Origin of the sequence: Ornatilinea apprima (genome assembly GCF_001306115.1) — a bacterium.
Taxonomy (GTDB): Bacteria; Chloroflexota; Anaerolineae; order Anaerolineales; family Anaerolineaceae; genus Ornatilinea; species Ornatilinea apprima.
This window is the reverse complement of sequence record NZ_LGCL01000015.1, coordinates 183992-207800: the sequence shown is the minus strand read 5'-3', so window position 1 is coordinate 207800 and position 23809 is coordinate 183992. Positions and strand designations below refer to the sequence as shown.

Below are 23809 nucleotides of genomic sequence, written 5' to 3'. Positions count from 1 at the left end.
GAGAAGGTGAAATGGCTCAAATTCTGAATCTGGACACGGTGGCCACGCTGCGGGACCTGGGCGATGATCTGGTGCTAGACTTAATTCAGACGTATGTGGCAGAATCAGATCGGTTGGTGAGTGAAATTGCCGCGGCAGCCGCTGCCGGGAACGCGGCGCAGATTGGCAGTCTGGCACACAGCCTGAAAGGCTCCAGCCTGAATATGGGACTGGAAGTGATTGGCGAGGTAGGACTGCGCCTGGAAAAGTGTGGGAAAGGCGGCGATGTGGAAGGCGCGAAAGGTCTGCTGCCTGAGCTGGAGCAGAAGTACGCTCAGACCAAACAGGCGCTGGCTGAATTGGAAAAGCAGTTGAACGTTTAGCGAATGATTCATTCTGGGAGTGGATAGGTCCCGGTGGGCCTCCCGGTCTTCAAAATCGGTGTCGGGTCGCGTTGCGAGCCGCGGTGGGTTCGACTCCCATCCATTCCCGCCTTAAACACAAAATCGCGCCCGCGGGCGCGATTTTGTGTTTGATGGTAAGGAAAAACATCAGGACTGCGATTGGACTGCTGTTTTTGGCATCCAGAGCAGCATGAGCAAGGCGGCCAGCAAAGCGGCAGCCGCGCCGAAGTAGAAGGGGGCCGGCGCGCCGAAGCCGTTCCAGCTGCCTACCCCCTGCCAGAGAATGCCGGCGATCAGCGAGGCGGGAAAGTCCAGCAGCCCCAGCAGGCCGTTGTAGGTGCCGTAAGCAGTTCCGCGCAGGTGCAGGGGCACCAGGTCGGCGACGAAGGCTTTGGCGGTGCCGTACGACAGGCCATAATAGAATCCGTAGAAGGTGTAGAGTATCCAGACGTGCGCCGCGCTTTGAGCGAGGGCAAAGCCGAGATAGATGAGAGCGTACATGACCCAGCCGCCAATGATAATCGTGCGGCGGCCAATGCGGTCAGAAAGGGATCCGGCAGGGGCGGAGACGAGGGTGTAGACGAGGTTGAAGGTCACCAGCATGCCGAGAATGCCGGTGACGGAAAGGCCGCGCTCCTGGGCGCGCAGAACCAGGAAGGCGTCGGACGAGTTGCCGATGTCGAAAACCATCATGATCAGCATGAAGATCATAAAGGGCTTGCCAAGCGATTTGAAGGCGAAGCGCGGCAGCTCACTTTTCTTTTTCACAAAAGGTTCTTTCGCGCCAAAGGCCAGCGCCAGCACGGCAAGGAAGGCGGGCAGCAGACTGGCGAGCACGATGGTCTGAAAGGTGCTGGCGGTGAGGGTGAGTGAAGATTTTTGTCCCAGCCAGACGATGAGCAGGGCGATGAGCAATCCGAGCACGGCCCCGGCTGTGTCGGCGGCGCGGTGGAAACCAAAAGCCATGCCGCGCTGCTCTTCGCGGATTGAGTCGGCGACAAGGGCATCGCGGGGGGCGGTGCGGATGCCTTTGCCCACCCGGTCAGTCCAGCGGATGGCAGCGATGTGTCCCCAGGTGCTGGAGAAATAAAAGAAAGGCTTGGCCAGAGCAGAGAATACGTAACCGAGCACAGCCAGCCATTTGCGGTTGCCGAGCTTGTCGGAAAGCCAACCGGAGAACATTTTCAGAAGGCTGGCGGTGGCCTCGGCCACGCCTTCGATGAGGCCGATCAGGTTGGTTTTGACGCCCAGCACGTTAGAGAGGAAGAGCGGCAGAACATTGATGACCATCTCGCTGGAGATGTCCATGAGAAAACTGGTAACACTGACCGCCCAGACGTTGCGGGGCAGGTTTTTGAGGGTTGTTTTCACCGTTTTATTTGTCATGATGTGTCCTTTGGAGGGTTAAATTTCTTCGAGAATGACTTCGCGCACCAGTTCGCGCACGCGCACGCGGGCTTCTTGCAGCGCCTCTATGCCTTTAGGCGTGGCCGCATAATAACGGCGCTGCTTGCCTTCAACAACGGTTTTATGGCTGGTGAGCAGGCCCTCTTTTTCGAGGCCGTGCAAAATGGGGTACAAGGTACCTGGGCTGATTTGATAGCCGTGGCGGCCAAGTTCTTCGGTTAATTCCGCTCCGTAAACGGGGTTCTTAACCGCGTGATAGAGAATGTGGATTTTGATGATGCCAAGAAAAAAATCGCGCAGCATTTTTGAATCCTCCTGATATCGTAAACCGATATCGAATAGCGATATTATAATCACAATCACGAAGAATTGGAAGTAACCAGAAAAAAGAGTTAACCTGATGAGGGATTCTCAAATCCAACCTGCTCCATTGGGTTGACTTGCCTGGCGGGTTGGATTAGGCTAATACTAATTCGAAACGTAATTCTGGCTGTTGTGATGGCCTGTGAGGAATGAGGGCATGAGTGAAGACATTGCGTATGAGATATTCGATGCATTGGTAGACCAGGTTTTAATGGTGGAGGACCGCACGCTGGGCAGCGAGAAACTGGGCTATGTGGCGCGCTACCGCGGTCGGCTGCGTTCCGAGGATTCAGAGGCACTGTATGACCAGCTGGCCGAAGGACTGAAAGCGTACAACATCACGCCCTTGTTTCGCTGGGATGAAGACCGGCACGCGGTGCTGCTGGTACCGGGGCGCCCACAGGCCAGCCCGGGGCGGGCATGGGTGAACCTGGTGCTGTTCATATTTACGCTGCTGAGCGTGCTGCTGACCGGCGGCATGTACGGTTTTGAGGGCGACCTGCCCGCGAATCCGCTGGAGGTGGTGTGGCTGTTTCTGCGCAGCGGCTGGCCGTTCGCGGTGAGCATGCTGGCAATTCTGGCGGCGCACGAATTTGGGCATTATCTGGTGGGGCGCTGGCACGGGGTCAACGTGTCGCTGCCCTTTTTTATCCCCATGCCGTTCAGCCTGTTTGGCACGATGGGCGCGTTCATCAACATGAAGTCGGTGCCGAAGAACCGTAAGGTGCTGCTGGATATCAGCGTGGCGGGTCCGCTGGCGGGGATGGTGGTGGCGCTGCCTGTGCTGGTGTTGGGCTTGCGCCTGTCCACGCTGGACGCGCTGCCGCTGACGCCGCCGCAAGGCATGGTTTACCAGATTGAGGGCAATTCAATTTTGTATCTACTGTTGAAATATCTGACGTTTGGGCAGTTACTGCCCGCGCCCGAATCGTATGGGGCGTTGGGACCGGTGGCGCACTGGCTGCGCTACTTCTTCACAGGCCGCCCGCTGCCGATGGGCGGCCTGGATGTGCTGCTGCACCCGGTGGCCTGGGCGGGTTGGGCCGGGCTGCTGGTGACCTCGCTGAACCTGATCCCGGCCGGGCAGTTGGACGGCGGGCATATCACCTATGTGCTGTTTGGCAAGAAGGCCATGCAGCGCATCTGGCCGGCAGTGCTGATTGGATTGGCGCTGCTGGGGCTGGTGTGGATGGGCTGGCTCATCTGGGCGGGGCTGATTTTCTTCCTGGGCAGGGTGCACGCCGAACCGCTGGATACGATCACGCCGCTGGATGAGAAGCGCAAATGGCTGGCGCGTCTGGCGCTGCTGGTATTCTTCCTAACCTTTACGCCGGTGCCGCTGATTCTGGTGCAGTGATGGGCTGATTGTGAAGCAGGCACGTCCCGAAAGCCGTGTGGTTTTCGGGACGTTTTCTTTTTAGACGGGTGAGCGGGGCTGCTTATTCCGGGCTGTGCATGGTGGGCACCACCTGACCGGTCAGGGTGAGGTAGCTGCGCATCAAGGTTACGGTGAGGCAGGAATGCGCGGGAAGGATGCAGAGCAAGTCGCCCACACGCACACGGGCCAGGTCTTCTTCAGGCAGGTGAAGGACACCGTGTTCCTGAGACAGCCCGCGCACAAACGCGCCAGGCAGGGGGGCGCCCCAGCCGTTTGGTTGGGGCAGGCAGACCAGGCCGTAAGCGGGGCGGCCGTCGAGGTCGAAGGCGTCTTTGGAGAGGTGAATCGCGCCGCCAAAGACGACCGCCTCATTGCGCTCGGGGTGCAGGGCAACCACCGGGCAAGCCACGGCCACGGCGATGTCGGCGGGCTGACAGGAGCCGATTTGGCTTTGCTGCACGTCGTAGAAGAGGAAGTTGCCGGGGCGAAGCTCATCGGCGCCGGTGCAGTCGCACAGGGAGCAGGAGGGCGTGTCTCCAATGGAAATTTCCAGGGCGGGCAGGCCGGCCTGGGTGAGCTGGTCGCGCAGGCCGGTGAGGCGCTGCATGCTCTGCTGGTGCAGGGCGCAGACCTCTTCCGCGCCGCGCGCGCGGTAGGAATGGCCTGCATGGGTGAGCAGGCCGCGCAGACGAAGCTGGCGCCCGCGCTGCAGGTCTGCGGCGAGGGCCTGGACGGCTTCGGGGTCGTCCCAGGCGAGGCCGGTGCGCTGGCTGCCTACGTCAATTTTGATCCACACATCCACGGGGTGGTTCAGGTGCCAGTTGAGAAAGCGGGCCGTGTCGCGCGATTCGACCAGCAGGCCGAGGTGAATCTGGCTGGCGAGCTGGTTGACCTCGTCAATTTCGCGCCAGTTGAAGGGGAAAGCGATGAGGATATCCTGCCAGCCGGCGCGGGCAAAGTACTGCGCCATATCGACCGAGGAAACGGTGATGGCGTTGATCTCCAGGTCGCGGAACCATTCGCCGATCGCGGCGGATTGGTGGGTTTTGAAGTGGGGGCGAAAGCGCGCGCCGGCCTGGCGGGCGCGCAGGGCCATGCTGTGCAGGTTGCGGCGGGCGGTTTTCTCGTCGAGCAAGAGGGTGGGGCGTTTGATGGTGGGGAAGATGTCGGGCACGGCAGGCTCCTTTCGGGGGAATGGCTGATACGCTTGATTATACGCGGAAACGGCGGTCAGCCGGAGCGTGCTTGTGAGCGGTGGGAGAAAATGGTCCGGCGGAACACCTTGTATAAATAGAAATAAAATTCTATAATATAGGTATGGATGCTGTGGATAAACTGCGCAAACTGGAAGCGTATACGCGTGTGGAGGTGGAATCGCCGGGGGCGTGCCCCTTGAAGCAGGCGGGTGATCTGCCGATTCAAATGGCGGCGCTGCCCAACGGCAAACGCATTCCGCTGTTGAAGACGCTGCTGACGGCCGTGTGCGAGAACAACTGCACCTACTGCGCCTTTCGCCGCGAGCGGGACTTCCGGCGCGAGAGCTTTCAACCGGATGAGCTGGCCGACGCGGTGATGCGTCTGTGGCGCGCGAAGGTGATTGAAGGGGTGTTCCTGAGTTCAGGCGTGGCCGGGGGCGGGGCGCGCACGCAAGAGCGGCTGATCGCGGCGGCCGAGATTCTGCGCCACAGGCGCGGCTTCACCGGCTATCTGCATCTCAAGATTATGCCGGGGTCGGAATACGCCCAGGTGCTGCGCAGCATGCAGCTGGCCGACCGGGTTTCGGTGAACCTGGAAGCCCCCAACCAGAGCCGGCTCAACCAACTGGCGCCGGATAAAACCTTTTTGGGACAGCTGCTGCAGCCGTTGAAATGGGTGGATGAAATCCGGCACAACCAGGAGCCGCAGGCGGGTTGGAAAGGACGCTGGCCTTCGAGCACGACGCAGTTTGTGGTGGGGGCGGTGGGCGAAAGCGACCTGGAACTGCTGGAGACGAGCGCGCATTTACACCACGGTTTGCATTTAAGCCGCGTGTATTTCTCGGGGTTCAGCCCGGTGCGCGGCACGCCGCTGGAGGACCATCCGGCGCTGGACAGCTGGCGCGAACACCGCCTGTACCAGGCGGATTTTCTGCTGCGCGATTACGGGTTCGAGCTGGAAGATCTGCCGTTTGAGGGCGCGGGGGAACTGCCGCGCGATATAGACCCCAAGCTGGCCTGGGCGCGCGCGCACTTAATCGACGCGCCCGTGGAGGTGAACCAGGCCGATCTGCAGGATCTGATGAAAGTGCCGGGGATCGGTCCGCAGGGGGCCAGGGCGATTGTGAGCGCGCGGCGACAGGAGCGGCTGCGCTTTCTGGGGGATTTACGGCGGTTGGGCATCGCGGCCGAGCGCGCCGCGCCGTTTGTCGCCTTCAGTGGAAAGCGGGCAGCCTACCAACTGCGCTTATTCTAAAACGGTATAATGGGGGTGGAGGACTGTGCCTGTGGAAACCCAACCCCTGCATTTTATTGGCGAAGAAATTGAAGTAACCTTCAAACGCCCGCCTGCCCTGGAAAAATCGCCGGAATGCCCGGATGCGTTCACCTGGCGGGGAGAGGCGTATGAAGTGCGGCGCGTGCTGAGTGAAAAGCAGGACTTCTCGCGGCGTGGGCGCATGGCGCGCAATATGGCCCCGGCGCACGCGCAGCGCGCCTCGCTGCACGGCTCGTGGGGTGTGGGGCGCTTCTTCTTCCGCGTGGAGGTTGAAGGCGGGCGCTGCTTTGAGCTCTATTACGACCGCGCCCCCGAAGACAGCGGCGACCGCAAGGGGAACTGGTTCCTGCGCAGCGAACTGCAGGCGGTTGGCGAACAGAAATAAATAAAATTAATTTGTTGTTACAAAAAATAAATAAAATTCAACAAAATAATAAATAAAATAAATATACGTATTGACATATTTGAAATATTCTGTATAATGAGGGCAGAATATGATCTTTGGCGTTTAATCACACTGCCTGAACGGGCAGGAGAGAAAGGTCGAATGTGAATGGAATCAACGAAAGAGTCAAAAATCAAAATTGAGCTGGGCGATGTGCAAAAGACCTTGTTTCTGCCGCTGTGGGGGCGGGCGTATGAGACGCGCAAACCCCGCGGACTGCTGAGGGATGAAACCGCGGTGCGGATATTGGAGCAGGTGGACTATGATTTCGACAGCCTGGCGGGGAAGATGAGCCCGCTTTCGCAGGCGGCGTGGGTGATGCGCAGCCTGTGCGTGGATGAGGTGATTAACAAGTTCTTGGAAGAATACCCGGACGGCAGCGTGGTCAACGTGGGCTGTGGCATGGACACCACCTTTGAACGCGTGGATAACGGCCGCATGCGCTGGTATGACCTGGACCTGCCGGACGTGATCGCGCTGCGGCGCAACTTCATCGCGGAAAATGAGCGGCGGACGATGATCGCCAGCTCCTTTTTGGATGAGGCATGGCTGGAGCAGATTGAAGTGAATGGAAATGTGCTCTTCATCGCGGCCGGCGTGCTGTATTACTTTGAAGAAGAGGAAATCAAGCAGTTCTTCTTGCGGCTGGCGCGGCGCTTCGCGGGCTGCCAGGTCCTGTTCGATGTGGCCTCGCCGCAGGGAGTGCGCACGGCCAACCAGATGGTGATTGAGCGCAGCGGGCTGGATGAAGGCTCTTACCTGCGCTGGGCGCTGGAAAGCCCGGCCGATTTGCCGGACTGGGGCGGCGGGATCCGCGTGCTGGAGGTGATCCGCTATTTTGGGCAGCGTGGGCGGCGGCTGCCACTGAAAACCCGCCTGTTCGGGCTGCTGTCTGACTATCTCAAGATCCAATATATGGTGCATATCGCCATCGATGGCAGCGAGGACGAATAAGCCAGTCGATGGGTTTGAATGGAGGTCAATATGTATCCACAACCTGCACAATGCCCGGTTTGCGGAGCAGAGCTGCTGGTAACGCGGCTGCACTGCCGCAATTGCGACACGGTGATTGAAGGGCATTTTCACGCGCCGGTGGATCACTTTGAGAATTTGAGTGATGAGCAGGTCAGTTTTGTGCTCAGCTTCATCCGTTGCGAAGGGCGTTTCAACCGCCTGGAAGAGGAGTTGGGGGTCTCTTACCCCACGCTGCGCAACCGGTTGAATGAAGTGGTCCGCGCGCTGGGGTTTGAACCCGGCAAAGAGGAAGCCCAGGCGGTGAAGGTCTCGGCGGATGAGCGGATGAAGATTTTGGATGACCTGGCGGCGGGGCGTATCTCGTCTCAGGATGCGAAAGAATTATTGCGCGGCCGGGCGGCTTAGCCAGGCGTGGCGCTGGAAAGGTTGAGAGAAAAATGGGCGCGAGTGAAGAACGCTTAAAAATCTTGCAAATGCTGCAGGATGGGATAATCAATGCCGAAGAGGCCGCCGGCCTGCTGGACGCGCTGGGAGAAGCGGAAAGTCCGGCCGGCGCGAGCGGACCGGCTGGCGCGCGCTGGGAAGGCGAAAGCAGCGGGGCCAAACCGCGCTGGCTGCGCGTGCAGGTTACCGATACGGATACGGGTAAGAAGCGCGTGAATGTGCGCCTGCCGGTGGGAATGATGAAAGCCGGGATGAAAATGGGCATGCGTTTTGCCCCCGAAATTGAGGGCATGGATTTGGGCGAGCTGTTCCAGTTTGTGGAGCGGGGAGAGCTGGGCAAAGTGGTGGATGTGTATGACGATGAAGACGGCGAGCATGTAGAAGTGTTCCTGGAATAGCAACTCCCTCTTTCGTTTTGCGTACATGAATATAGTGGAGTGTTCTCCAGAGCGCCAAGAGCGCATCTGTTGGGTATTTGTTGTCTGATTTCTGTGAGGTTCGCAATGGTTTTAGAACAAAGCAAACAAAATGTGGATTCAAAAGCATGGATGAAGCCCTTTTTCTTCATCTTTGGGGGGCAGGTATTTTCTCTGTTGGGCAGCAGTGTGGTGCAGTTCTCGTTGATCTGGTGGCTGACGGAAAAGACCGGCTCGGCGGCGGTGCTGACAGCGGCCATGCTGGTGGGTTTTCTGCCTGAGGTGGTGTTGGGACCGTTTGTGGGCGCGCTGGTGGACCGCTGGAACCGCCGCAGGGTGATGATCCTGGCGGACAGCCTGGTGGCGGTGGTTACCGTGGTCTTGATCGTGCTGGTGTGGGGCGGGCAGCTCACCATGTGGCCAATTTTCGCGGCGCTGTTCCTGCGCTCACTGGGTGGTGTGTTTCACTTCACCGCGATGCAGGCCAGCATCTCGTTGATGGTGCCAGAAAATGAACTGTCGCGTGTGGCGGGGATCAACCAGGCGCTGCGTGGGGTGGTCAATATTGTCGGCCCGCTGCTGGCGGCGTTTTTGATGGGCGTGCTGCCGTTCTGGGGCGTGCTGGCGGTGGATGTGGTTACCGCGTTCCTGGCGGTGCTGCCGCTGTTGATTGTGGCGATCCCCAGCCCGCAAAGCACGGGAGCGGTGCAGAGCGTGAAGTCGGTGCTTGCGGACGTGCGTGAGGGACTGCGTTATGTGCGCCAGTGGAATGGGCTGTTTCTGCTGCTGGTGATGGCGACGCTGCTCAACTTCTTATTCATGCCGGCTTTCGCGTTGATGCCGCTGCTGGTGACGGAGCACTTCCAGGGTGGCGCGCTGCAACTGGGCTGGATGGAGTCGATGTTTGGCGCGGGAATTGTGATCGGCGGCCTGGCGCTGGGCGCGTGGGGCGGTTTTAAGCGGCGCATCTACACGACCATGCTGGGACTAATGGGCATGGCCCTGGGGCTGGGCCTGGTGTGGGGCGCTCCGGCGCAAACGCTGGGGATGGCGCTGGCGGGTATGCTGCTGACCGGGATCAATATGCCCATTGTCAACGGTCCGTTGTTCGCGATTGTGCAGGCGCGGGTGGAACCGGCCATGCAAGGGCGGGTGTTCAGCCTGATGGCCAGCATTTCAGGGGCGGCGGTGCCGCTTTCCATGGTGATTGCCGGCCCAACCGCCGAGCTGATCGGTGTGCGGGTGTGGTTTCTGGTGGCGGCGGCGGGCTGCGTTCTGTTGGGCATTGGCGGCGCGCTGACCCCGGCAATTATCAATCTGGAGAATGAGCAGCAGCCGCGTGTCCAAACGGAGGCTGCGCCCAACGTGGTTGGATGATGAGATGCAATGAAGCATCACTCCCCCATTTTCGAACGTTCTTCTCGAAATTGGGGGAGTTTTTTTTCTACCCATTGGCAATTCGAAATTCTGTAGGGTGGTGTTGGCTGCAAATCTGAATCAAGCCGGACGCCTCCCCATATTTTTCGCAATCTGTTAACGCGCAGCCAACCCACCAACATCGGGTCCAACCAGCTTTGTTTTGGCGCAATATCCCCGGCATGCCCGCCGCTATGGGTGTGCGTATGATTAGCGAGAAGCAAGGGTGAAGGCGACCAGGGCGGCGATGGCGGCCGCTTCGAGGGCAGCGGTGAGCCAGGCGCGTTGGGCGGGGGTGGCGTTGGCCAGGCGCGGTGGGTTAAGCTGGGGTTGAAAGCGGGGACCGGCAAACCAGGCAAAGGCCAACCCGCCGAGCAGGCCGCCGAGGTGGCCCCAGTTGTCGATGCCGGGCGAGAGGCCCAGCATGAGGTTGACCAGCACCACCATACCGATCTGTGAAAGCATGCGCCCGGCGTTGCGCCCGAAGAGGGAGCGATTGTGGTAAATGAAGACGCCTTCGGCGGCGACGATGCCAAAGATGGCGGTGGAAGCCCCCAGCGAGTTGGCGCTGGAAAAGATGAACGAGGCGGTGTTTCCGGCAAAACCGGCAATAAGGTACAGCAGTAGAAATCGCGCTGAGCCGTAATACTGCTCGAGGCCGCGGCCAATATTGTAGAGGGCGTACATATTGAAACCAATATGCAGGAGGGAACCGTGCAGCAAAACGGGGGTGATCAGCCGCCAGAGCTGCCCGGCTTGTATGTAGGCGTTGATCTTCATGCCTAGAAAGGCGGGCAGGTCTCCGCCGAGGAGATATTCGGTGGCCATCTGGGCTAGATAAACCAGGATGGTAACGACCAGGATGACGTAAGTGACCAGCGGATTGCGGGTGGGCAGCTCAATTTTAACTTCAATATATTGAGGGGCGGCTGGCTGTTCCGCGGTTTCCGCCGGTTCGAGGGGCGGCTGCTGGTCGTTGGGGCTGGGAAAGGTCATAAGGTTATCTTTCGCGGAACCACACGGTGATGCTCGGTGTGAATGATCTGCTCGATGGTATCCACGGCCTGCTGCAGGCAGTTGTGGGCGTTGAGAACAATGTAGTCGAAGATGGGCAGGTACTCCAGCTCTTTGCGGGCGGTTTCAATGCGCAGCGAGAAATCTTCGGAGGTCTCGGTATTGCGCGCCAGCAGCCGGTTGATCCATTCCTGGGTGTCGGTGGGGATGAGGAAAATCAGCACGGCCTGCGGACACAGATCGCGGATTTTCTGCGCGCCTTGCACATCCAGGCGCATAATCACATCTTTGCCGCTCTGCAGCGCGGCGCGCACCTGCGCCTTGGGCACACCTTTGTACTGCTGGTAAACCTCGGCGTACTCGATTAATTCATCCTGGGCGATCATGGTCTCGAATTCTTCGGTGGAGACGAAGAAGTAATCCACACCGTGGGTTTCTTCGCTGCGTTTGGGGCGGGTGGTGGCAGTGATGACGAAGTGCAGAGGCAGGTCGCGTTTTTGCAGTTCTTTCACGACAGCGTCCTTCCCAATCCCTGAAGGCCCGGAGATGACGATCAGCAAAGGTTCGGGTTTCAGGACGTTAAAATTGATGCTTTCGGGGGAGGGGTTGGGTTCCAATTTGGCCACACTTTGGTATAGAGTTGGGGGCATTTCGACTTACCCTGATTATAATGGAAATTGATAAAATTTCTTCACCAGTTGAGGGAACCCATGCCGACGTATGAATTTCGCTGTTTGGACTGCCGCAAAAAAGTGGAACTCTTTATGACCTACGAGGAATACGGGAAAGCCGAGCCGCGCTGTCCGTATTGCCAGGGAAAGAACCTGCAGCGCAAGATTGGGAGAATTCGCGTGGCGCGTTCGGAAGAAAGCCGGCTGGAGTCGATGGCTGACCCGGCGCGCCTGGCGGCGCTGGAAGATGACCCGCGGGCGCTGGGGGGTATGATGCGCCAGATGGGCGAGCAGGTAGGGGAAGAAATGGGCCCTGAGTTTAATGAGGTGGTCAGCCGTTTGGAGGCGGGGCAGTCGCCGGAAGAGATAGACAGCTCCATGCCCGACCTGGGCGGCGCGGGCGGCTTAGACGGGGATGATTTCTAGGCACGCGTTACGCGCTGTTTTGGGCGAAAAGACGGGCGAAGCCGTCGTAGGGGGCCAGGGGAATGATTTCGAAGTGGATCAGACCGGCCTGAACGAGGGGCATCTGCCCTAACACCTGTTCGGCCTGCTCTTTGCTGTCGCATTCCAGCAGCAGAACGGCGGTGTGCTGTTCGGCGTTGAAATCGATCTGGCGCAGCAGACCGGTTTGCTGAAGCTGCCAGACGGCGGCGGCTTCGGCTTTGAGGTGGGGTGTAAAATCGCGCAGGGCGGCGGTAGGGTTTTCGCGTTCAAGGGCTAAAATCTTCATGCTCTGATCCTTTGGGGTTAATCGGGCGCGCTGACGGCCTGCTGCAGGTCGTCCAGCGAGGTGATCCAGGCGATGCGCCGCAGAAAGGCAGCCAGCGAGGGGCTTTTTTCCCGCAAGGCGACCACGGCCGGGCCAACCGGGTCTTCGCCGGCCGCGCCGCCGGGCACATCGGCGTAGGCGCCGTGGAAGGCGAAATAGGCCTGGTTCAATTTGCGGATGCGGTAACCATTCTGTAAAAAGAGCTGGCGGCGTTCTTCCATGTAGGCTTCGGCTTCTTCAATTTTTCCTGCGGCTAACAGCTCATCGGCTTTCAGGCGCGTGGTGTGCATCTCGGCGCGGAAATCGAAGACCGGCTCGGACGGTGGCGATTCGATGGGCGCGGCGGACAGCGTTCCAGAGGGGGCGGGCTGCGGCTTGGGCAGCAGCTCGGGGTAGAAGCGCCGCAGCACGGCTTGCGATATCTCTTTGCCAGAGAGATTGGCGGTGGTTTCGTTCATGGATCGCAGTTCGGGAGAGGTGTCGTAATTCCAGCCCAGCGGGCGCAGGGTGAGGAAGTTATGAATCCACTCATGGGCGGCCACCTCGATCAGAAAGGAGAGATTGGTGGTGCGAATGATCATGGTGGGGTACATGCCGATCCCACCGACATCTTCCACCAGCGCGGAAACGTCCATCTGGCGGGCAATCTGCTCTTCCAGGCCGGTGATTTGATCGAGCGGTAGGTTGGCCTCCAGCGAGACAAAGGCATCCTGACGAATGACGGAGCGCGGCGAGATGATGAGGGCTTTGGGCAGCTCGGTGACCTGGAACAACACCGGCGGTATGGGCTGTCCCAAGGCGGAAAGGTCGAGATCGCGCAGGGTGAGGCTGATTTGCTGCTGCAGAATGCTTTCGGCCAGGGGAGCGGTTTTTTTGAGGCGGCTCTGCACCTGACTGAGCTGATCGCGCCAGGGGATGGAGAAATTCTGCGGGTCGGTGATGGATGGTTCGCTGTAGATCTGTTCAATCTGGGCTTCGAGATGGACGGACTGGCTGACCAGATCGATATATTCCATCACGACCTGCTTCTGCTGGTCTTCGCTAAGGTAATGGCTGGCGCCCAGGGCGATTTGCCGCAGTTTATCCAGGCTGGCGCGCGCGCCCCAGGCAACGTAATCAAATTCGATGGAACGAGTGAAGACGCGCGCCTGTTCATAGGGGGTGGAAGGCAGGCGCGGAAGGCTGCCGGGGGTGAACAACAGAGTGAGAGCAATGATGAGCAGCGCCAGAAGGCGGGGGAAAGGAATAATCTTTTTCATGATTGAAAACCCGCAACCAAGATTATACCCGAGTGATCTCACCTGCACAGAATCTAGTACAATTATTTTCAGATATTTCGCATCAATGAAATTTTCATTACAACATGCCGGGCAGCAAGGATGGTTTTCGATATGAAGAAACGCGTTTTTTGGATCATTGGGATTGGGATTGTGGCTGTGGTGGGTTTTCTGATTTTTAACAATATTCAGAAGGCACGCCAGGCGATGAATGAAGCCTTTCAAACCGCTCAGGTGGAGCGGGGAGAACTGGTGGCGATTGTGGGCGCAACCGGCACAGTGCGTGCCAACCAGAGCGCGGTGCTGACCTGGCAAACCAGCGGGCGTATAGATGAGATCACCGTGCAGGTTGATGAGGCTGTCCGCGCTGATCAGGTGCTGGCCGAACTGGCCAAAGATTCTTTGCCGCAGAATGTGATTTTGGCCGAAGCCGAGCTGGTGGAAGCGCGGCGCGCCCTGGAAAACCTGAAGGATTCCAATTTAACCAGCGCGCAAGCGGCGCTGACCCTGGCGCAGGCGCAGCAGGCCTATGAAGACGCGATGGAAGACCGCCAGAGCCAGTCGTTTGGGCGCGCGTCTCAGAATACGATTGATGGGCTGCGGGCTGAATATGTGCTGGCCAAGAACGCGCTGGATGACGCTGAAACGTTCTTTACCGCTTTTGAAGACCGCGCCGAGGACGACCCCAACCGCGCCGAGGCGCTCTCGGTGCTGGTCAACGCGCGCAAGCGCGCCGACCGGGCGCTGGCCAATCTGAACTACGCCCTGGGGATGCCCGATTCGAACGAAGTGGCCGAGGCGGAAGCGCGGGTTACCCTGGCCAAGGCGCAGTTGGAAGACGCACAGCGCGAGTGGGAGCGCCTGAAAGACGGAGCCGACCCGGAAGATATCGCGGCGGCGGAAGCGCGGGTGGCGGCGGTGGAAGCGTCGCTTAATTACCGCTATCTCAAAGCGCCGTTTGAAGGCACAGTTACCGAGGTGAATTCGAAAGAAGGCGACCAGGTCTCGCCGGGAACCGCTTCGATCCGCGTGGATGATCTTGCGCGCATGCTGGTAGAGGTGCGCATCCCGGAGGTGGATATCAACCGGGTGGTGATTGGCGATGAAGTGCGCATGAGTTTTGACGCGATTCGCGACCAGGAATACTTGGGCAAAGTGACCGAGATTGCGCGGGTGGGCACGACCACGCAAAGCGGCGTGGATTTCGCGGTTACGATTGAGCTGGTTGATATGGATCCGCAAGTGCGGCCGGGAATGACGGCGGCGGTGAACATTGTGGTGGAAAAACTGGAAAATGTGCTGCTGGTGCCCAACCGCGCGGTGCGCTTCCGCGATGGTAAACGGGTTGTGTATGTGCAGAACGCGACAGGGATGCTGGACGCGGTTGATGTGCAGATTGGGTCTTCTTCGGAATTGTACAGCGAGATCATCGGTGGAGAGTTGAAAGAAGGCGATGTAGTGGTGTTGAATCCTCCGGCAGAATTTCAGCCCCCTCAGGGAGGGCCAATGAACAGGGAATAGCGATGGACGAGTGGGTCATTGAGACGCGAGATCTGACCAAAACGTACCAGATGGGTGAGGTGCAGGTGCACGCCCTATGCGGGGTGGATCTGCGCGTGCGGCGCGGTGAAGTGCTGGCCATCATGGGACCGTCGGGGTCGGGAAAATCGACGATGATGAATATTTTGGGCTGTCTTGACCGGCCAACCTCGGGCCAATATTGGCTGGACGGGGAAGACGTTTCCAGTATGTCCGATGATCAACTCGCGGATATTCGCAACCGCAAGGTGGGGTTTGTCTTTCAGAGCTTTATGCTGCTGCCGCGCCATTCCGCGCTGGGGAATGTGGAACTGCCGATGCGCTACGCCGGTGTAAGAGCCGAGCGGATGCAGCGCGCGAAAGAGGCACTGCAGGCCGTGGGACTGGCTGACCGCATGTATCACAAGCCTTCGGAACTATCGGGCGGGCAGCAGCAGCGAGTGGCAATTGCCCGCGCGCTGGTGAACCGTCCTTCAATTATTATGGCCGATGAGCCAACCGGCAACCTCGATTCCAAGTCGGGCAAGGAAATTATGGAACTGCTGATGGATCTAAACCGGCAGCGCGGCACAACGGTGATCTTGATCACCCACGACCCGGTGATCGGCGAACAGGCGCAGCGGGTCGTTCACCTGATGGACGGCCGGGTGGAGGAACGCGCGTGAGCATTACCCAGGCTTTTTTGGAGGCGCTGGAAAGCCTGAACGCCAACAAGATGCGTTCGGCGCTGACCATCCTGGGAATTGTGATTGGGGTGGCAGCGGTGATCGCCATGCTGGCGGTGGGGCAAGGTGCGCAAGATACCATCACGGGTTCCATTTCGGGGATTGGTTCGAACCTGTTGTTTGTTTTCTCTGGAAATTTTCAAGAAGAAGTGCGCAATGTGCAAGAACTGACCCTGGATGACGCGGAAGCGCTGAGCGATGTGTTCCAGGCGCCGCACGTGCAGTCGGTTGCGCCGGTGATCAACAGCGATTTGGAAATTACTTTCGCGGGCGAGTCGACGCGCGCGGAGGTGAATGGGGTCACACCGGTCTTCGCGGAGGTGCGGAATTACACGATCAGTGAAGGCGAGTTTATCAACCAGGATCACCTTCTGGGGCAGGCTTCGGTGGCGTTGATTGGTGTGGAAGTGGCCGACAACCTGTTTGACCGGCGTGAGGCGATTACCGGCGAGACGATTCGCATTGAAGGACAGCCCTTCCGTGTGATTGGCGTGTTGGAGCCGAAAGGGGGCAGCTCGTTTGGCAGCCAGGATAATGTGGTGCTGGTTCCCTTCACTACGGCGCAGTCGCGCTTGATCCGGCGCTCGCGCGAGCGTGTGGATGTGATTTATGTTCAGGCTACCTCAGCGGATACGGTAAAGCTGGCGACGGATGAGATCGCACAGATCTTGCGCTCGCGGCACCGCATTTTCCTGGGGCCCGATGACTTCACCATTTTCTCACAGCAAGATTTTGTGGAAACAGCCGAAACGATCACGGGGGTGTTCACCATCTTCCTGGGAGGGGTGGCGGGAATTTCGCTGCTGGTGGGCGGGATTGGTATTATGAATATTATGCTCGTCTCAGTGACCGAGCGCACGCGTGAGATCGGGCTGCGCAAGGCGCTGGGGGCGCGCAAGGCCGATATTCTGATTCAGTTCTTAACTGAATCGTCTTTGCTGAGTTTGTTCGGCGGCCTGATTGGCATTGGTCTGGGCTGGCTGCTTTCGTTCACGGTGGGGCAAATCGCGGCAGCCAATGACACGCCGATCAACCCGGCGATTGGACTCAACGCGGTGCTGCTGGCGACCCTTTTTTCCACAGCGGTGGGACTGTTTTTTGGCATTTATCCAGCCAACCGGGCGGCGAACCTGGAGCCGGTGGAAGCCCTGCGGCATGAATAACCGCGCCAGAGTGGTCAGGACGGCTCGTTTAACTGGTTTTTCAGCTCGTCGTAGCGGGCGTCCCCCAGAAAGTAGCGCAGTTCTTCTTCAAAGGTTACCCACAGCGGAATAGGGCTTGGGGCGGGGCGCAGGCACGACCCCGGCTCATCCAGCAGCAGGCTGGTCTGGTCGAGGGTGATGCGGCCCTGCTCGTCAAGATCGAGGGGGTGAAGAATGCAGTAGAGTGGCTTGAAGTGCCAGGGGTGCAGCCCGGCGGCATTCGCGGCCACCTGGAGGGCGCATTTATGGTCGGCGCGCAAGAAGCCGCAGGCGGTGCCGCCCCAATGCTTGGGGTTGTCGAGAACGCGGGTATGAACGGCCATCCCGCCGGGGAGAAACGGATCGGACTCCTGGGCGTCTTCAAACCAGCTTGCCGGGTCTTGTAAGACGGGCGGGGCGTAGGGGATGATCTGGTATGCTGATTGCAGGATTTTCTCGGCTTCGAGGATGCCCACCCACACCCCGTGCAGGCAGCAGGCGGCGCGGCACTGGCGCAGTTTACAGCGCTGCATGGGTTCTGATTCAAGTAGTCGGGGAGAAATATCCCATTTCATCTCACCGATTTTACCACCAACTATTTGGAGGGCAGGCAGCGGTCTGGAAAGAGATTGGAGGCGGGCATGCGAATCGCGGTTGGGGCGGATGAACAACTGGATGTGGCGCAGTACCTGCTGGACTATCTGCGGGAGCTGGGGCATGATGTTGATTGGTTTGGGCCTTCAGTGGGCGAGAGCCAGCCGTGGCCGCAGGTAGCGGAACAGGTTGCGTGGAGCGTGGCCAGCGGTGAGGCGCAGATGGGGGTTGCGCTGTGCTGGACGGGCACGGGGGTGTGCATCGCGGCCAATAAGGTGCGCGGAATCAGGGCGGCGCTGTGTGTGGACGCCGAAACCGCGCGCGGAGCGCGCCTGTGGAACGACGCCAATGTGTTATGCCTGTCGATGCGGCTGGCTTCGCGCCCGGTAGCCAAAGAGATTGTGGATGCCTGGCTGGTCACCGACTACCTTTCCAATCCCACAGACGATGCCTGCCTGGCGTTGATTCGGAAACTTGAGGAATGAAATTGGAGTAAAATGAATGGGTTAGGAAGAATCAAAGTTGCTGTTGAAAACCCATCAATGGATAGGAGAAAACCACTGTGACACAAGAAAAAATGGAGCAACTGAAAGCGCTGTTAGGTGAGATTAACGACCTGGTTGGGGCTGAGGCTGTTCTGGGCTGGGATCAGCAAACGTATATGCCCAAAGCCGGGGCCGAAGACCGCGGCTCTCAATTGGCCACGCTGGCCAAAATTCGCCATGAGAAATCAACCTGCGATGAACTGGGTCAATTATTGGATGACCTGAAGAGTTATGAAACCCATTTAGACCCGGATTCGGATGAGGCTTGCTTAATCAAACTGGCGCGGCGCAATTATGAAAAGCAGACCAAGGTGAGCGCTGAGTGGGTGGGAGAGTTTGCCAAAATCACCACCATCGGGCAGTCAGAGTGGGAAAAAGCGCGGGCGGAGAACAATTTTGAGGCTTTCCGGCCGGTGCTGGAGCAAATCTTTGAACTGCGACGGGCCTACGCGGATTTCTTTAAGCCCTACGACCACATTTATGACCCGATGCTGGACGATTTTGAGCCGGGCTTAAAAACGGCCGAGGTGAAGGAGATCTTCAGCAAGCTGCGCCCGCAGCAGGTGGAATTGATCCGGCAAATTGCCGAAAAACCAGAAATTGACGACAGTTTTGTGTACCTGGATTATTCCGAGCAGGGGCAATGGGATTTTGGGGTGCGGGTGCTGAATGATTTTGGATTTGATTGGAACCGCTCGCGGCAGGATAAGTCGGCGCACCCCTTTACGACTTCGTTTGGCATTGACGACGTGCGCATCACCACGCGCTTTGTGCCCAACCTGGGCACATCATCGCTGTTCAGCACCATGCACGAAGGCGGGCACGCGCTGTATGAGCTGGGCTTTGACCACGCTCTGGCCCGCACGCCGCTGGCAGCGGGTGCCTCGATGGCGGTGCACGAGTCGCAGTCGCGCATGTGGGAGAATATGGTGGGGCGCTCGAAAGCGTTCTGGAAGCATTATTATCCGCTTTATCAGGAGACCTTCCGCTCGATTCTTGGCAATGTAAGCATGGAAGACTACTACCGCGGGATCAACAAGGTGAAGCCGTCGTTGATCCGGGTGGAAGCCGACGAGGCGACGTATAACCTGCACATCATGCTGCGCCTGGAACTGGAGATCGCGGTGATGGAAGGCCAGCTGGCGGTGAGAGATTTGCCGGCGGCGTGGAACGCGCGCATGGAAGAGTACCTGGGCATTGTTCCGCCCAACGACGCCAAGGGTGTGCTGCAAGACGTTCATTGGTCAGGCGGGATGATGGGCTACTTCCCCACCTACGCATTGGGTAATCTGGTTTCGGCGCAGTTGTGGGAGTGCATTCAGCGCGATTTGCCCAACCTGGAAGAGCAGATTGAGGCGGGTAAATTCGACGAGTTGCTGGGCTGGCTGCGTGAGAAGATTCACCGCCACGGCGCGAAGTTCGAGCCGCAAGACCTGGTGAAACGCGTTACCGGATCCAAGATCAACCCGGACGCGTATATGCGATATTTGTCGGAGAAATTCAGCGCGATTTACGATTTGTAGTCTCAGGAAGCATGAAGCCGGCGGTTCTGGCGCAGCCCAACCGCCGGCTTCTTCACACTTTTTTGGGCTGTATGGAAGCTGATGAGGTGGGAAATGAGATGGTCTACAATCAAAGAAAAAAGGGGGAAGAATGGCCAAAATTCTGTTTCTGGATGATGACGTTTCAACGCTACAGCTGATGAAGATGGCCGCGGATGTGCTTGGACATCAGATCGTAACGGCAACCTGCGTCAGCGAAGCAATCCAATTGGCAGGCTCCCAAACGCCCGACCTGATCTTTGCAGACCTGGGCTGCCTGCAAGACATGGAAGGCAACGCATTTATCCATCAGTTTTGTCACAGCGCGACGATTGAAGGTGTGCCGGTGATCATTGTTTCCGCGGGATGGTCGGGAGACGATGCTCAGCGAGTGGAAAAGAACGGGCACTGCTGCTTCATGAACAAGCCAGTAACGATGGACCAAATGGATAAAACCGTAAAGAAATACGTGCAAAGCGCCAGCAGGCCGTAACCTCGGGGGCAAGGCCGGCGGTTTTCCAATCTGCAAAGTACGGCGGGGAAGAAATCCGTTTATAATGATGAGCATGAAGGCATTCAAAGCTGGCGGATGGCTCTCCCTGGGCATTCTACTGCTGGCGGCTTGCACGCGGCCAGCCGCGCTGATGCCCGCGCCAATGGGCGCGACGGCTTCGGTGCTGCCTACCGCTTCGGCCACGCTCGCCGCGGCTGCCGGTGAGCCGGCAACAGATACGCCGGTGGTGCCGCCCACGTACACGCCAGAGCCGCCCACCGAGACGGTTCAGGTGCTGCCCAGCCATACCCCGACAGATGCTATTACCCCCACCCCAGATGATACGCAACTGGTGGAGACAATTTTCGCGCCCACCGCAACGCGCGGTCCGCTGCCCACGCGCACCCGCCGGCCAACCGCCACCCCCACCATTACCCCTACGCCCACGCCGCCCAGAGCCAGCCTGATGATTACCCGGCCAGGGCTGCTTTCCAAGATTCTTTCTCCGTACCAGATGGAAGCAATGGTTACGCGCGGGATGGATGGGATTGTCTACTTGGATTTGATTGGCGAGGATGGCCGGACGGTGGCCAGCCAGGCCTTGGACTACCGCAGTTCGCTGTACCAGCGCTTCTGGATCGCGCCATTGATTGACTTTGAGATCAGCGGAGTGGCCGAGACGGCGCGGCTGGTGATGAGTACCAAAGACGAGTTTGGGCGCAGCATGGCCGTCTCTTCGGTGGACCTGGTGCTGCTTTCTCTGGGGAGCAATGAGACCACCCCCTCGCTGATTGAAATGGAACCGTACCTGATTCGCTACCCGAAAGAGGATAGTCTGGTGAGCGGGGGGCTGATGTGGGTGAGTGGTGTGGCGCGGCCAGTGAACGAAAGCCCGCTGATTCTGGAACTGGTGGACGAGCAGGGAAATGTGGTCGGCTCAAACCGCATTCAGGTGCCCGCGCCAACGGGCGACTTAAGCCACACCCCGTTTGGGGTGGAGATTGAATACACTGTCAGCGAGATCACCGGTGTGCGGCTGGTGATCCGCCAAGAGAGCGTCAACCGCATTCCCGGAACGGTGGCGCTTTCCAGCATGACCTTGTTTGTGGCCCCATAAATAAACCCGAATGCCCGGTTAGAAAAAGAGCGGCGCGCCTGAAGTTGGGCGCGCCGAAATGGATTCTGCGTTGCGGTGAGCGATCAGGCTCCACCCGCGGTGTAGAGACTGGGGTCGGTAGGGGTGAGGCCAGACGGGTCGTGAACGTAAACCCAATCGCCTTCGTTGGCCCAATGGAAAAGCCAGTTGGCATCGCCCAGCGACAGGTTGACGCAGCCGTGTGTTTCGGGGTAGCCGAAGTTGGCGCGCCAGTACGCGCCGTGCAGCGCGCGGGCTTCGTCAAAGTACATGGTCCAGGGCACGTCCTGGAAGAGATAATAATCCGAGCGGTCAGCTTCAAAAGCGCCGGACATGTTTTCAGTGGGTTTTTTCTCGTAAATCTGGAAAAGGCCGGGGCGGGTGAAGTAGGGGTCGCCGCCGCTGGCGATGAGGGTAGCAAACAGCAGTCGGCCGTTTTCGTAAACGCCGATGGTCTGCTCGTAGAGGTTCACGTCAATCCAGCGATTATTGGTAACACCTTGAGGTGGGTTGGGGTTGAACTGGAACTCGCGAATATAGCGGCGTTCCACCCATTCGTTCAGGCCAACCATGTACCATTTTGTGGTTCCATCGTCGACCATGTCAAAAATTTGCACGGCATTTTCGCGGGCCAGGGAGCGCCCATCTTCAGGGGCGGCGTAGCTGGGCGCGCTGCGGGTGATCACTGGTTCAACAATCCAGCCGAAGGGGGTGGTGGGGTTCTCGTGGAAGAGGAGGCCCTGGAAATAGCTGGCTGAGGCTGCCAGGGGAGAAGCGCGCACCCAGCCGCCGTCTTTGAGCAGCAGGTAATGGCCGCCGTTGACATCAGCCTGTTGAATGTAAGAAACGTAGATATTGCGGCCGGCTTCCAGGTAGCCGCTGGGGTTGGCTCCGCTGGCGGCGTCTTCGAGGGAACTGAAAATTTTGGCCTGTTCATCTTTGGGGATATTGATTTTGGCAATGTAAATGCCGGCATTGTTGAGTGAAGGGTCAGGCCGGGTGGCGGGCAGCGGTTTGAAGGGGTATTCAATGCCGCGTTTGGCCAGGCTGGTCAACACCTGACTGGGCCCGAGGGCGAGACAATCAGACTGCGCGCCCAACTGCGCGCCCGGCAGGCAGAGCACCTGGCCGAAATAAGGTTCGCTGCTTCCGGTGGGCTGGGCGTCGTCGGCGGATACCGGTAAAAAGGAAAGCCCGGCAAGCAAGAGGGCCGCGAAGAACGCGATCAAAATGGAGTGTTTGTTCATTAAGTTCATTTTTCTAAAAACCAGACAGTTTATGTCGATATTGATGGTATTGTACGAGGATTCGCGCCAAAGCTCAAGGGTTGTGGCGGGCGCAAGGTTGATTATACCGCGTCTTGAGACCCCCGCCTGCCCGGACAGGGGTCTGAACTCCAAAGGTGGGCTGTGTGGATGGGCTGCTTTCCTGCTCAGCGCCCCCCAAACTGATCCTTGCTGGAAGATGAGCCGGTGAGGGAGACTTTTCGATTACTTAACAAAATGAGAGGGAAATTGAGGCTTGCTTGACATTAAAATTTCGCTGGTCTACAATAGAATTTGGTTTGATACGAACTAAATTACGCAAAGGAGTGCAGCCTTGACCAAGTCACGCACCCAAATGATGGTAGAACGATTGCGCGAGCTGCAGGCCTCATCGCCAGACATTGAAGCCTCCGCGATTGTGAGTGTGGATGGCCTGACGATTGCATCGGCGCTGCCGCAAGGCGTGGAAGAAGACCGGGTATCGGCGATGTCGGCGGCGATGCTGTCGCTGGGCGAGCGGATTGCCAATGAGCTGGGACGCGGTTCGCTTGACCAGGTGTATATCAAAGGCGAAAAGGGATACGTGGTTTTAATGTCGGTGGGTGAAGAAGCCGTGCTGACGGCGCTGGCGCGCGAACAGGCCAAGCTCGGCCTGCTCTTCCTGGATATGCGCCGCGCGGCTGAAGACCTGACGAAAATGATCTAGAGACAGGCGAAAAATAATATGGAACCCATCCCCAAGAGCGGGTTGTACTATCCCAACAAAATTCCCAGAATCCTGTTAATGGCGCTGGAAGATGTGATGGGTAAAAATGGTGTGAACGCTATTTTGAACCTGGCACAGCTCCAGCACTTAATTGGCAATTACCCCCCCGACAATCTGAACCGCGAATTTGATTTTGCCGATTTTTCGGCGATCAATGGCGCGCTGGAAGAGATGTACGGTCCGCGGGGCGGGCGCGGTCTGGCGCTGCGCGCCGGGCGGGCGGCCTTTGCCGAGGGGCTGCGCAATTTTGGCGCGCTGGCTGGGGCGGGCGATCTGGCGTTCAAGGTGTTGAAACTGGAGGCCAAGCTGCGCATCGGCCTGCCGGCGATGGCGAAGGTCTTCACCACCACCAGCGACCAGCTTTCTACCGTGCAGGAATTTGAAGATCATTATTTGTATACCATTCATCGCTGCCCGGTATGTTGGGGCCGCACGGTGGACAAACCGGCATGCTTCATGGCGGTGGGCCTGCTGCAAGAAGGCCTGAAGTGGGTGTCGGGTGGGAATGAATTTCGTGTCAGCCAATCGGCGTGCCATGCGGCCGGTGATGAGGTCTGCAATTTTGTGGTGTTTAAGGAACCCATTGGGTAAA

At 58.6% G+C, this 23809-nt stretch carries 27 protein-coding genes and 1 tRNA gene; 19 read left to right on the top strand and 9 right to left on the bottom strand.

Translation table 11 applies throughout. From position 1 onward, the window contains the following. Nucleotides 1–11 precede the first annotated feature (11 nt). The gene (locus tag ADN00_RS04190; protein WP_075061698.1) at nucleotides 12–362 is read left to right on the top strand and encodes an Hpt domain-containing protein; all 351 of its coding nucleotides are present in this window, start codon (nucleotides 12–14) and stop codon (nucleotides 360–362) included. Between the two features lie 15 nt (nucleotides 363–377). Beyond that, a tRNA-Sec gene (locus tag ADN00_RS19690) sits at nucleotides 378–471 on the top strand. 59 nt (nucleotides 472–530) lie between these two features. Here the strand turns inward: ADN00_RS19690 and ADN00_RS04185 are convergent. Both ADN00_RS04185 and ADN00_RS04180 read right to left on the bottom strand, forming a co-directional pair. Further along, nucleotides 531–1769, bottom strand: coding sequence for an MFS transporter (locus tag ADN00_RS04185; RefSeq protein WP_075061697.1), 1239 nt, complete (start codon nucleotides 1767–1769; stop codon nucleotides 531–533). An 18-nt stretch (nucleotides 1770–1787) separates the two neighbouring features. Then, nucleotides 1788–2093: a PadR family transcriptional regulator gene (locus ADN00_RS04180; protein WP_075061696.1), complete on the bottom strand. Its 306-nt coding sequence runs from the start codon at nucleotides 2091–2093 to the stop codon at nucleotides 1788–1790. A 217-nt stretch (nucleotides 2094–2310) separates the two neighbouring features. On the opposite strand from ADN00_RS04180, the gene ADN00_RS04175 reads away from it, so the two are divergent. Continuing rightward, complete coding sequence (locus ADN00_RS04175; RefSeq protein ID WP_075061695.1) at nucleotides 2311–3510, top strand: site-2 protease family protein; 1200 nt, start codon at nucleotides 2311–2313, stop codon at nucleotides 3508–3510. A gap of 82 nt (nucleotides 3511–3592) precedes the next feature. Here the strand turns inward: ADN00_RS04175 and ADN00_RS04170 are convergent, their stop codons facing one another. After that, nucleotides 3593–4705 carry an alanine racemase gene (locus tag ADN00_RS04170; protein ID WP_075061694.1) on the bottom strand — a complete coding sequence of 371 codons (1113 nt, stop codon included), beginning with the start codon at nucleotides 4703–4705 and terminating at the stop codon, nucleotides 3593–3595. A 143-nt stretch (nucleotides 4706–4848) separates the two neighbouring features. Between ADN00_RS04170 and ADN00_RS04165 the strand changes: the two genes are divergently transcribed. The 6 genes from ADN00_RS04165 (at nucleotide 4849) to ADN00_RS04140 (ending at nucleotide 9660) form a co-directional block, all read left to right on the top strand. Continuing rightward, entirely contained in the window at nucleotides 4849–5982 is a 1134-nt protein-coding gene (locus ADN00_RS04165; RefSeq protein WP_075061693.1) for a radical SAM protein, read from the top strand. Nucleotides 5983–6013: 31 nt separating this feature from the next. After that, nucleotides 6014–6388 carry a DUF6504 family protein gene (locus tag ADN00_RS04160; protein WP_075061692.1) on the top strand — a complete coding sequence of 125 codons (375 nt, stop codon included), beginning with the start codon at nucleotides 6014–6016 and terminating at the stop codon, nucleotides 6386–6388. Nucleotides 6389–6556: 168 nt separating this feature from the next. Further along, on the top strand, nucleotides 6557–7402 hold the full coding sequence (locus ADN00_RS04155; protein ID WP_075061691.1) for a class I SAM-dependent methyltransferase: 846 nt from the start codon (nucleotides 6557–6559) through the stop codon (nucleotides 7400–7402). 30 nt (nucleotides 7403–7432) lie between these two features. Beyond that, nucleotides 7433–7828: a DUF2089 domain-containing protein gene (locus ADN00_RS04150; RefSeq protein WP_075061690.1), complete on the top strand. Its 396-nt coding sequence runs from the start codon at nucleotides 7433–7435 to the stop codon at nucleotides 7826–7828. Nucleotides 7829–7860: 32 nt separating this feature from the next. Continuing rightward, on the top strand, nucleotides 7861–8265 hold the full coding sequence (locus ADN00_RS04145; RefSeq protein ID WP_075061689.1) for an SHOCT-like domain-containing protein: 405 nt from the start codon (nucleotides 7861–7863) through the stop codon (nucleotides 8263–8265). A gap of 105 nt (nucleotides 8266–8370) precedes the next feature. Continuing rightward, nucleotides 8371–9660, top strand: a complete 1290-nt coding sequence (locus tag ADN00_RS04140) for an MFS transporter (RefSeq protein ID WP_075061688.1) — start codon at nucleotides 8371–8373, stop codon at nucleotides 9658–9660. Between the two features lie 249 nt (nucleotides 9661–9909). Here the strand turns inward: ADN00_RS04140 and ADN00_RS04135 are convergent, their stop codons facing one another. Together ADN00_RS04135 and ADN00_RS04130 are read right to left on the bottom strand one after the other, a co-directional pair. After that, nucleotides 9910–10695, bottom strand: coding sequence for a rhomboid family intramembrane serine protease (locus ADN00_RS04135; RefSeq protein ID WP_075061687.1), 786 nt, complete (start codon nucleotides 10693–10695; stop codon nucleotides 9910–9912). Beyond that, entirely contained in the window at nucleotides 10692–11363 is a 672-nt protein-coding gene (locus ADN00_RS04130) for a guanylate kinase (protein WP_082389875.1), read from the bottom strand. Before ADN00_RS04130 ends, ADN00_RS04135 begins: the two co-directional genes overlap by 4 nt. 60 nt (nucleotides 11364–11423) lie before the next feature. Between ADN00_RS04130 and ADN00_RS04125 the strand changes: the two genes are divergently transcribed. Then, a complete protein-coding gene (locus tag ADN00_RS04125) occupies nucleotides 11424–11810 on the top strand; it encodes an FmdB family zinc ribbon protein (protein WP_075061686.1) in 387 nt (128 codons plus the stop codon). A 7-nt stretch (nucleotides 11811–11817) separates the two neighbouring features. Here ADN00_RS04125 and ADN00_RS04120 read toward each other — a convergent pair whose 3' ends face one another. Beyond that, nucleotides 11818–12117, bottom strand: coding sequence for a hypothetical protein (locus ADN00_RS04120; protein WP_075061685.1), 300 nt, complete (start codon nucleotides 12115–12117; stop codon nucleotides 11818–11820). Between the two features lie 17 nt (nucleotides 12118–12134). Then, nucleotides 12135–13415, bottom strand: coding sequence for a hypothetical protein (locus tag ADN00_RS04115; RefSeq protein WP_075061684.1), 1281 nt, complete (start codon nucleotides 13413–13415; stop codon nucleotides 12135–12137). A gap of 132 nt (nucleotides 13416–13547) precedes the next feature. On the opposite strand from ADN00_RS04115, the gene ADN00_RS04110 reads away from it, so the two are divergent. The 3 genes from ADN00_RS04110 to ADN00_RS04100 are packed head-to-tail and all read left to right on the top strand — an operon-like array spanning nucleotide 13548 to nucleotide 16860. After that, on the top strand, nucleotides 13548–14954 hold the full coding sequence (locus ADN00_RS04110; RefSeq protein WP_075061683.1) for an efflux RND transporter periplasmic adaptor subunit: 1407 nt from the start codon (nucleotides 13548–13550) through the stop codon (nucleotides 14952–14954). Between the two features lie 2 nt (nucleotides 14955–14956). Continuing rightward, entirely contained in the window at nucleotides 14957–15637 is a 681-nt protein-coding gene (locus ADN00_RS04105; protein ID WP_075061682.1) for an ABC transporter ATP-binding protein, read from the top strand. After that, nucleotides 15634–16860 carry an ABC transporter permease gene (locus tag ADN00_RS04100; RefSeq protein ID WP_075061681.1) on the top strand — a complete coding sequence of 409 codons (1227 nt, stop codon included), beginning with the start codon at nucleotides 15634–15636 and terminating at the stop codon, nucleotides 16858–16860. The genes ADN00_RS04105 and ADN00_RS04100 overlap by 4 nt, the downstream gene beginning before the upstream one ends. A gap of 14 nt (nucleotides 16861–16874) precedes the next feature. On the opposite strand, the gene ADN00_RS04095 is transcribed toward ADN00_RS04100, so the two are convergent. Beyond that, a complete protein-coding gene (locus ADN00_RS04095; RefSeq protein ID WP_075061680.1) occupies nucleotides 16875–17411 on the bottom strand; it encodes a DUF3109 family protein in 537 nt (178 codons plus the stop codon). Nucleotides 17412–17519: 108 nt separating this feature from the next. Here ADN00_RS04095 and ADN00_RS04090 point away from each other — a divergent pair, with 108 nt between their 5' ends. From ADN00_RS04090 to ADN00_RS04075, 4 genes are all read left to right on the top strand, one after another. Next, a complete protein-coding gene (locus tag ADN00_RS04090) occupies nucleotides 17520–17957 on the top strand; it encodes an RpiB/LacA/LacB family sugar-phosphate isomerase (protein ID WP_075061679.1) in 438 nt (145 codons plus the stop codon). A gap of 77 nt (nucleotides 17958–18034) precedes the next feature. Next, nucleotides 18035–19540, top strand: coding sequence for a carboxypeptidase M32 (locus tag ADN00_RS04085; protein WP_236691473.1), 1506 nt, complete (start codon nucleotides 18035–18037; stop codon nucleotides 19538–19540). Between the two features lie 130 nt (nucleotides 19541–19670). Further along, nucleotides 19671–20051, top strand: a complete 381-nt coding sequence (locus tag ADN00_RS04080; RefSeq protein WP_075061678.1) for a response regulator — start codon at nucleotides 19671–19673, stop codon at nucleotides 20049–20051. A gap of 64 nt (nucleotides 20052–20115) precedes the next feature. After that, a complete protein-coding gene (locus tag ADN00_RS04075; RefSeq protein ID WP_075061677.1) occupies nucleotides 20116–21168 on the top strand; it encodes a hypothetical protein in 1053 nt (350 codons plus the stop codon). A gap of 83 nt (nucleotides 21169–21251) precedes the next feature. Here ADN00_RS04075 and ADN00_RS04070 read toward each other — a convergent pair whose 3' ends face one another. Then, complete coding sequence (locus tag ADN00_RS04070; RefSeq protein WP_075061676.1) at nucleotides 21252–22433, bottom strand: L,D-transpeptidase; 1182 nt, start codon at nucleotides 22431–22433, stop codon at nucleotides 21252–21254. 373 nt (nucleotides 22434–22806) lie between these two features. Between ADN00_RS04070 and ADN00_RS04065 the strand changes: the two genes are divergently transcribed. Continuing rightward, nucleotides 22807–23157, top strand: coding sequence for a roadblock/LC7 domain-containing protein (locus ADN00_RS04065; protein ID WP_075061675.1), 351 nt, complete (start codon nucleotides 22807–22809; stop codon nucleotides 23155–23157). An 18-nt stretch (nucleotides 23158–23175) separates the two neighbouring features. Beyond that, on the top strand, nucleotides 23176–23808 hold the full coding sequence (locus ADN00_RS04060; RefSeq protein ID WP_075061674.1) for a V4R domain-containing protein: 633 nt from the start codon (nucleotides 23176–23178) through the stop codon (nucleotides 23806–23808). Nucleotide 23809: the final 1 nt, after the last annotated feature.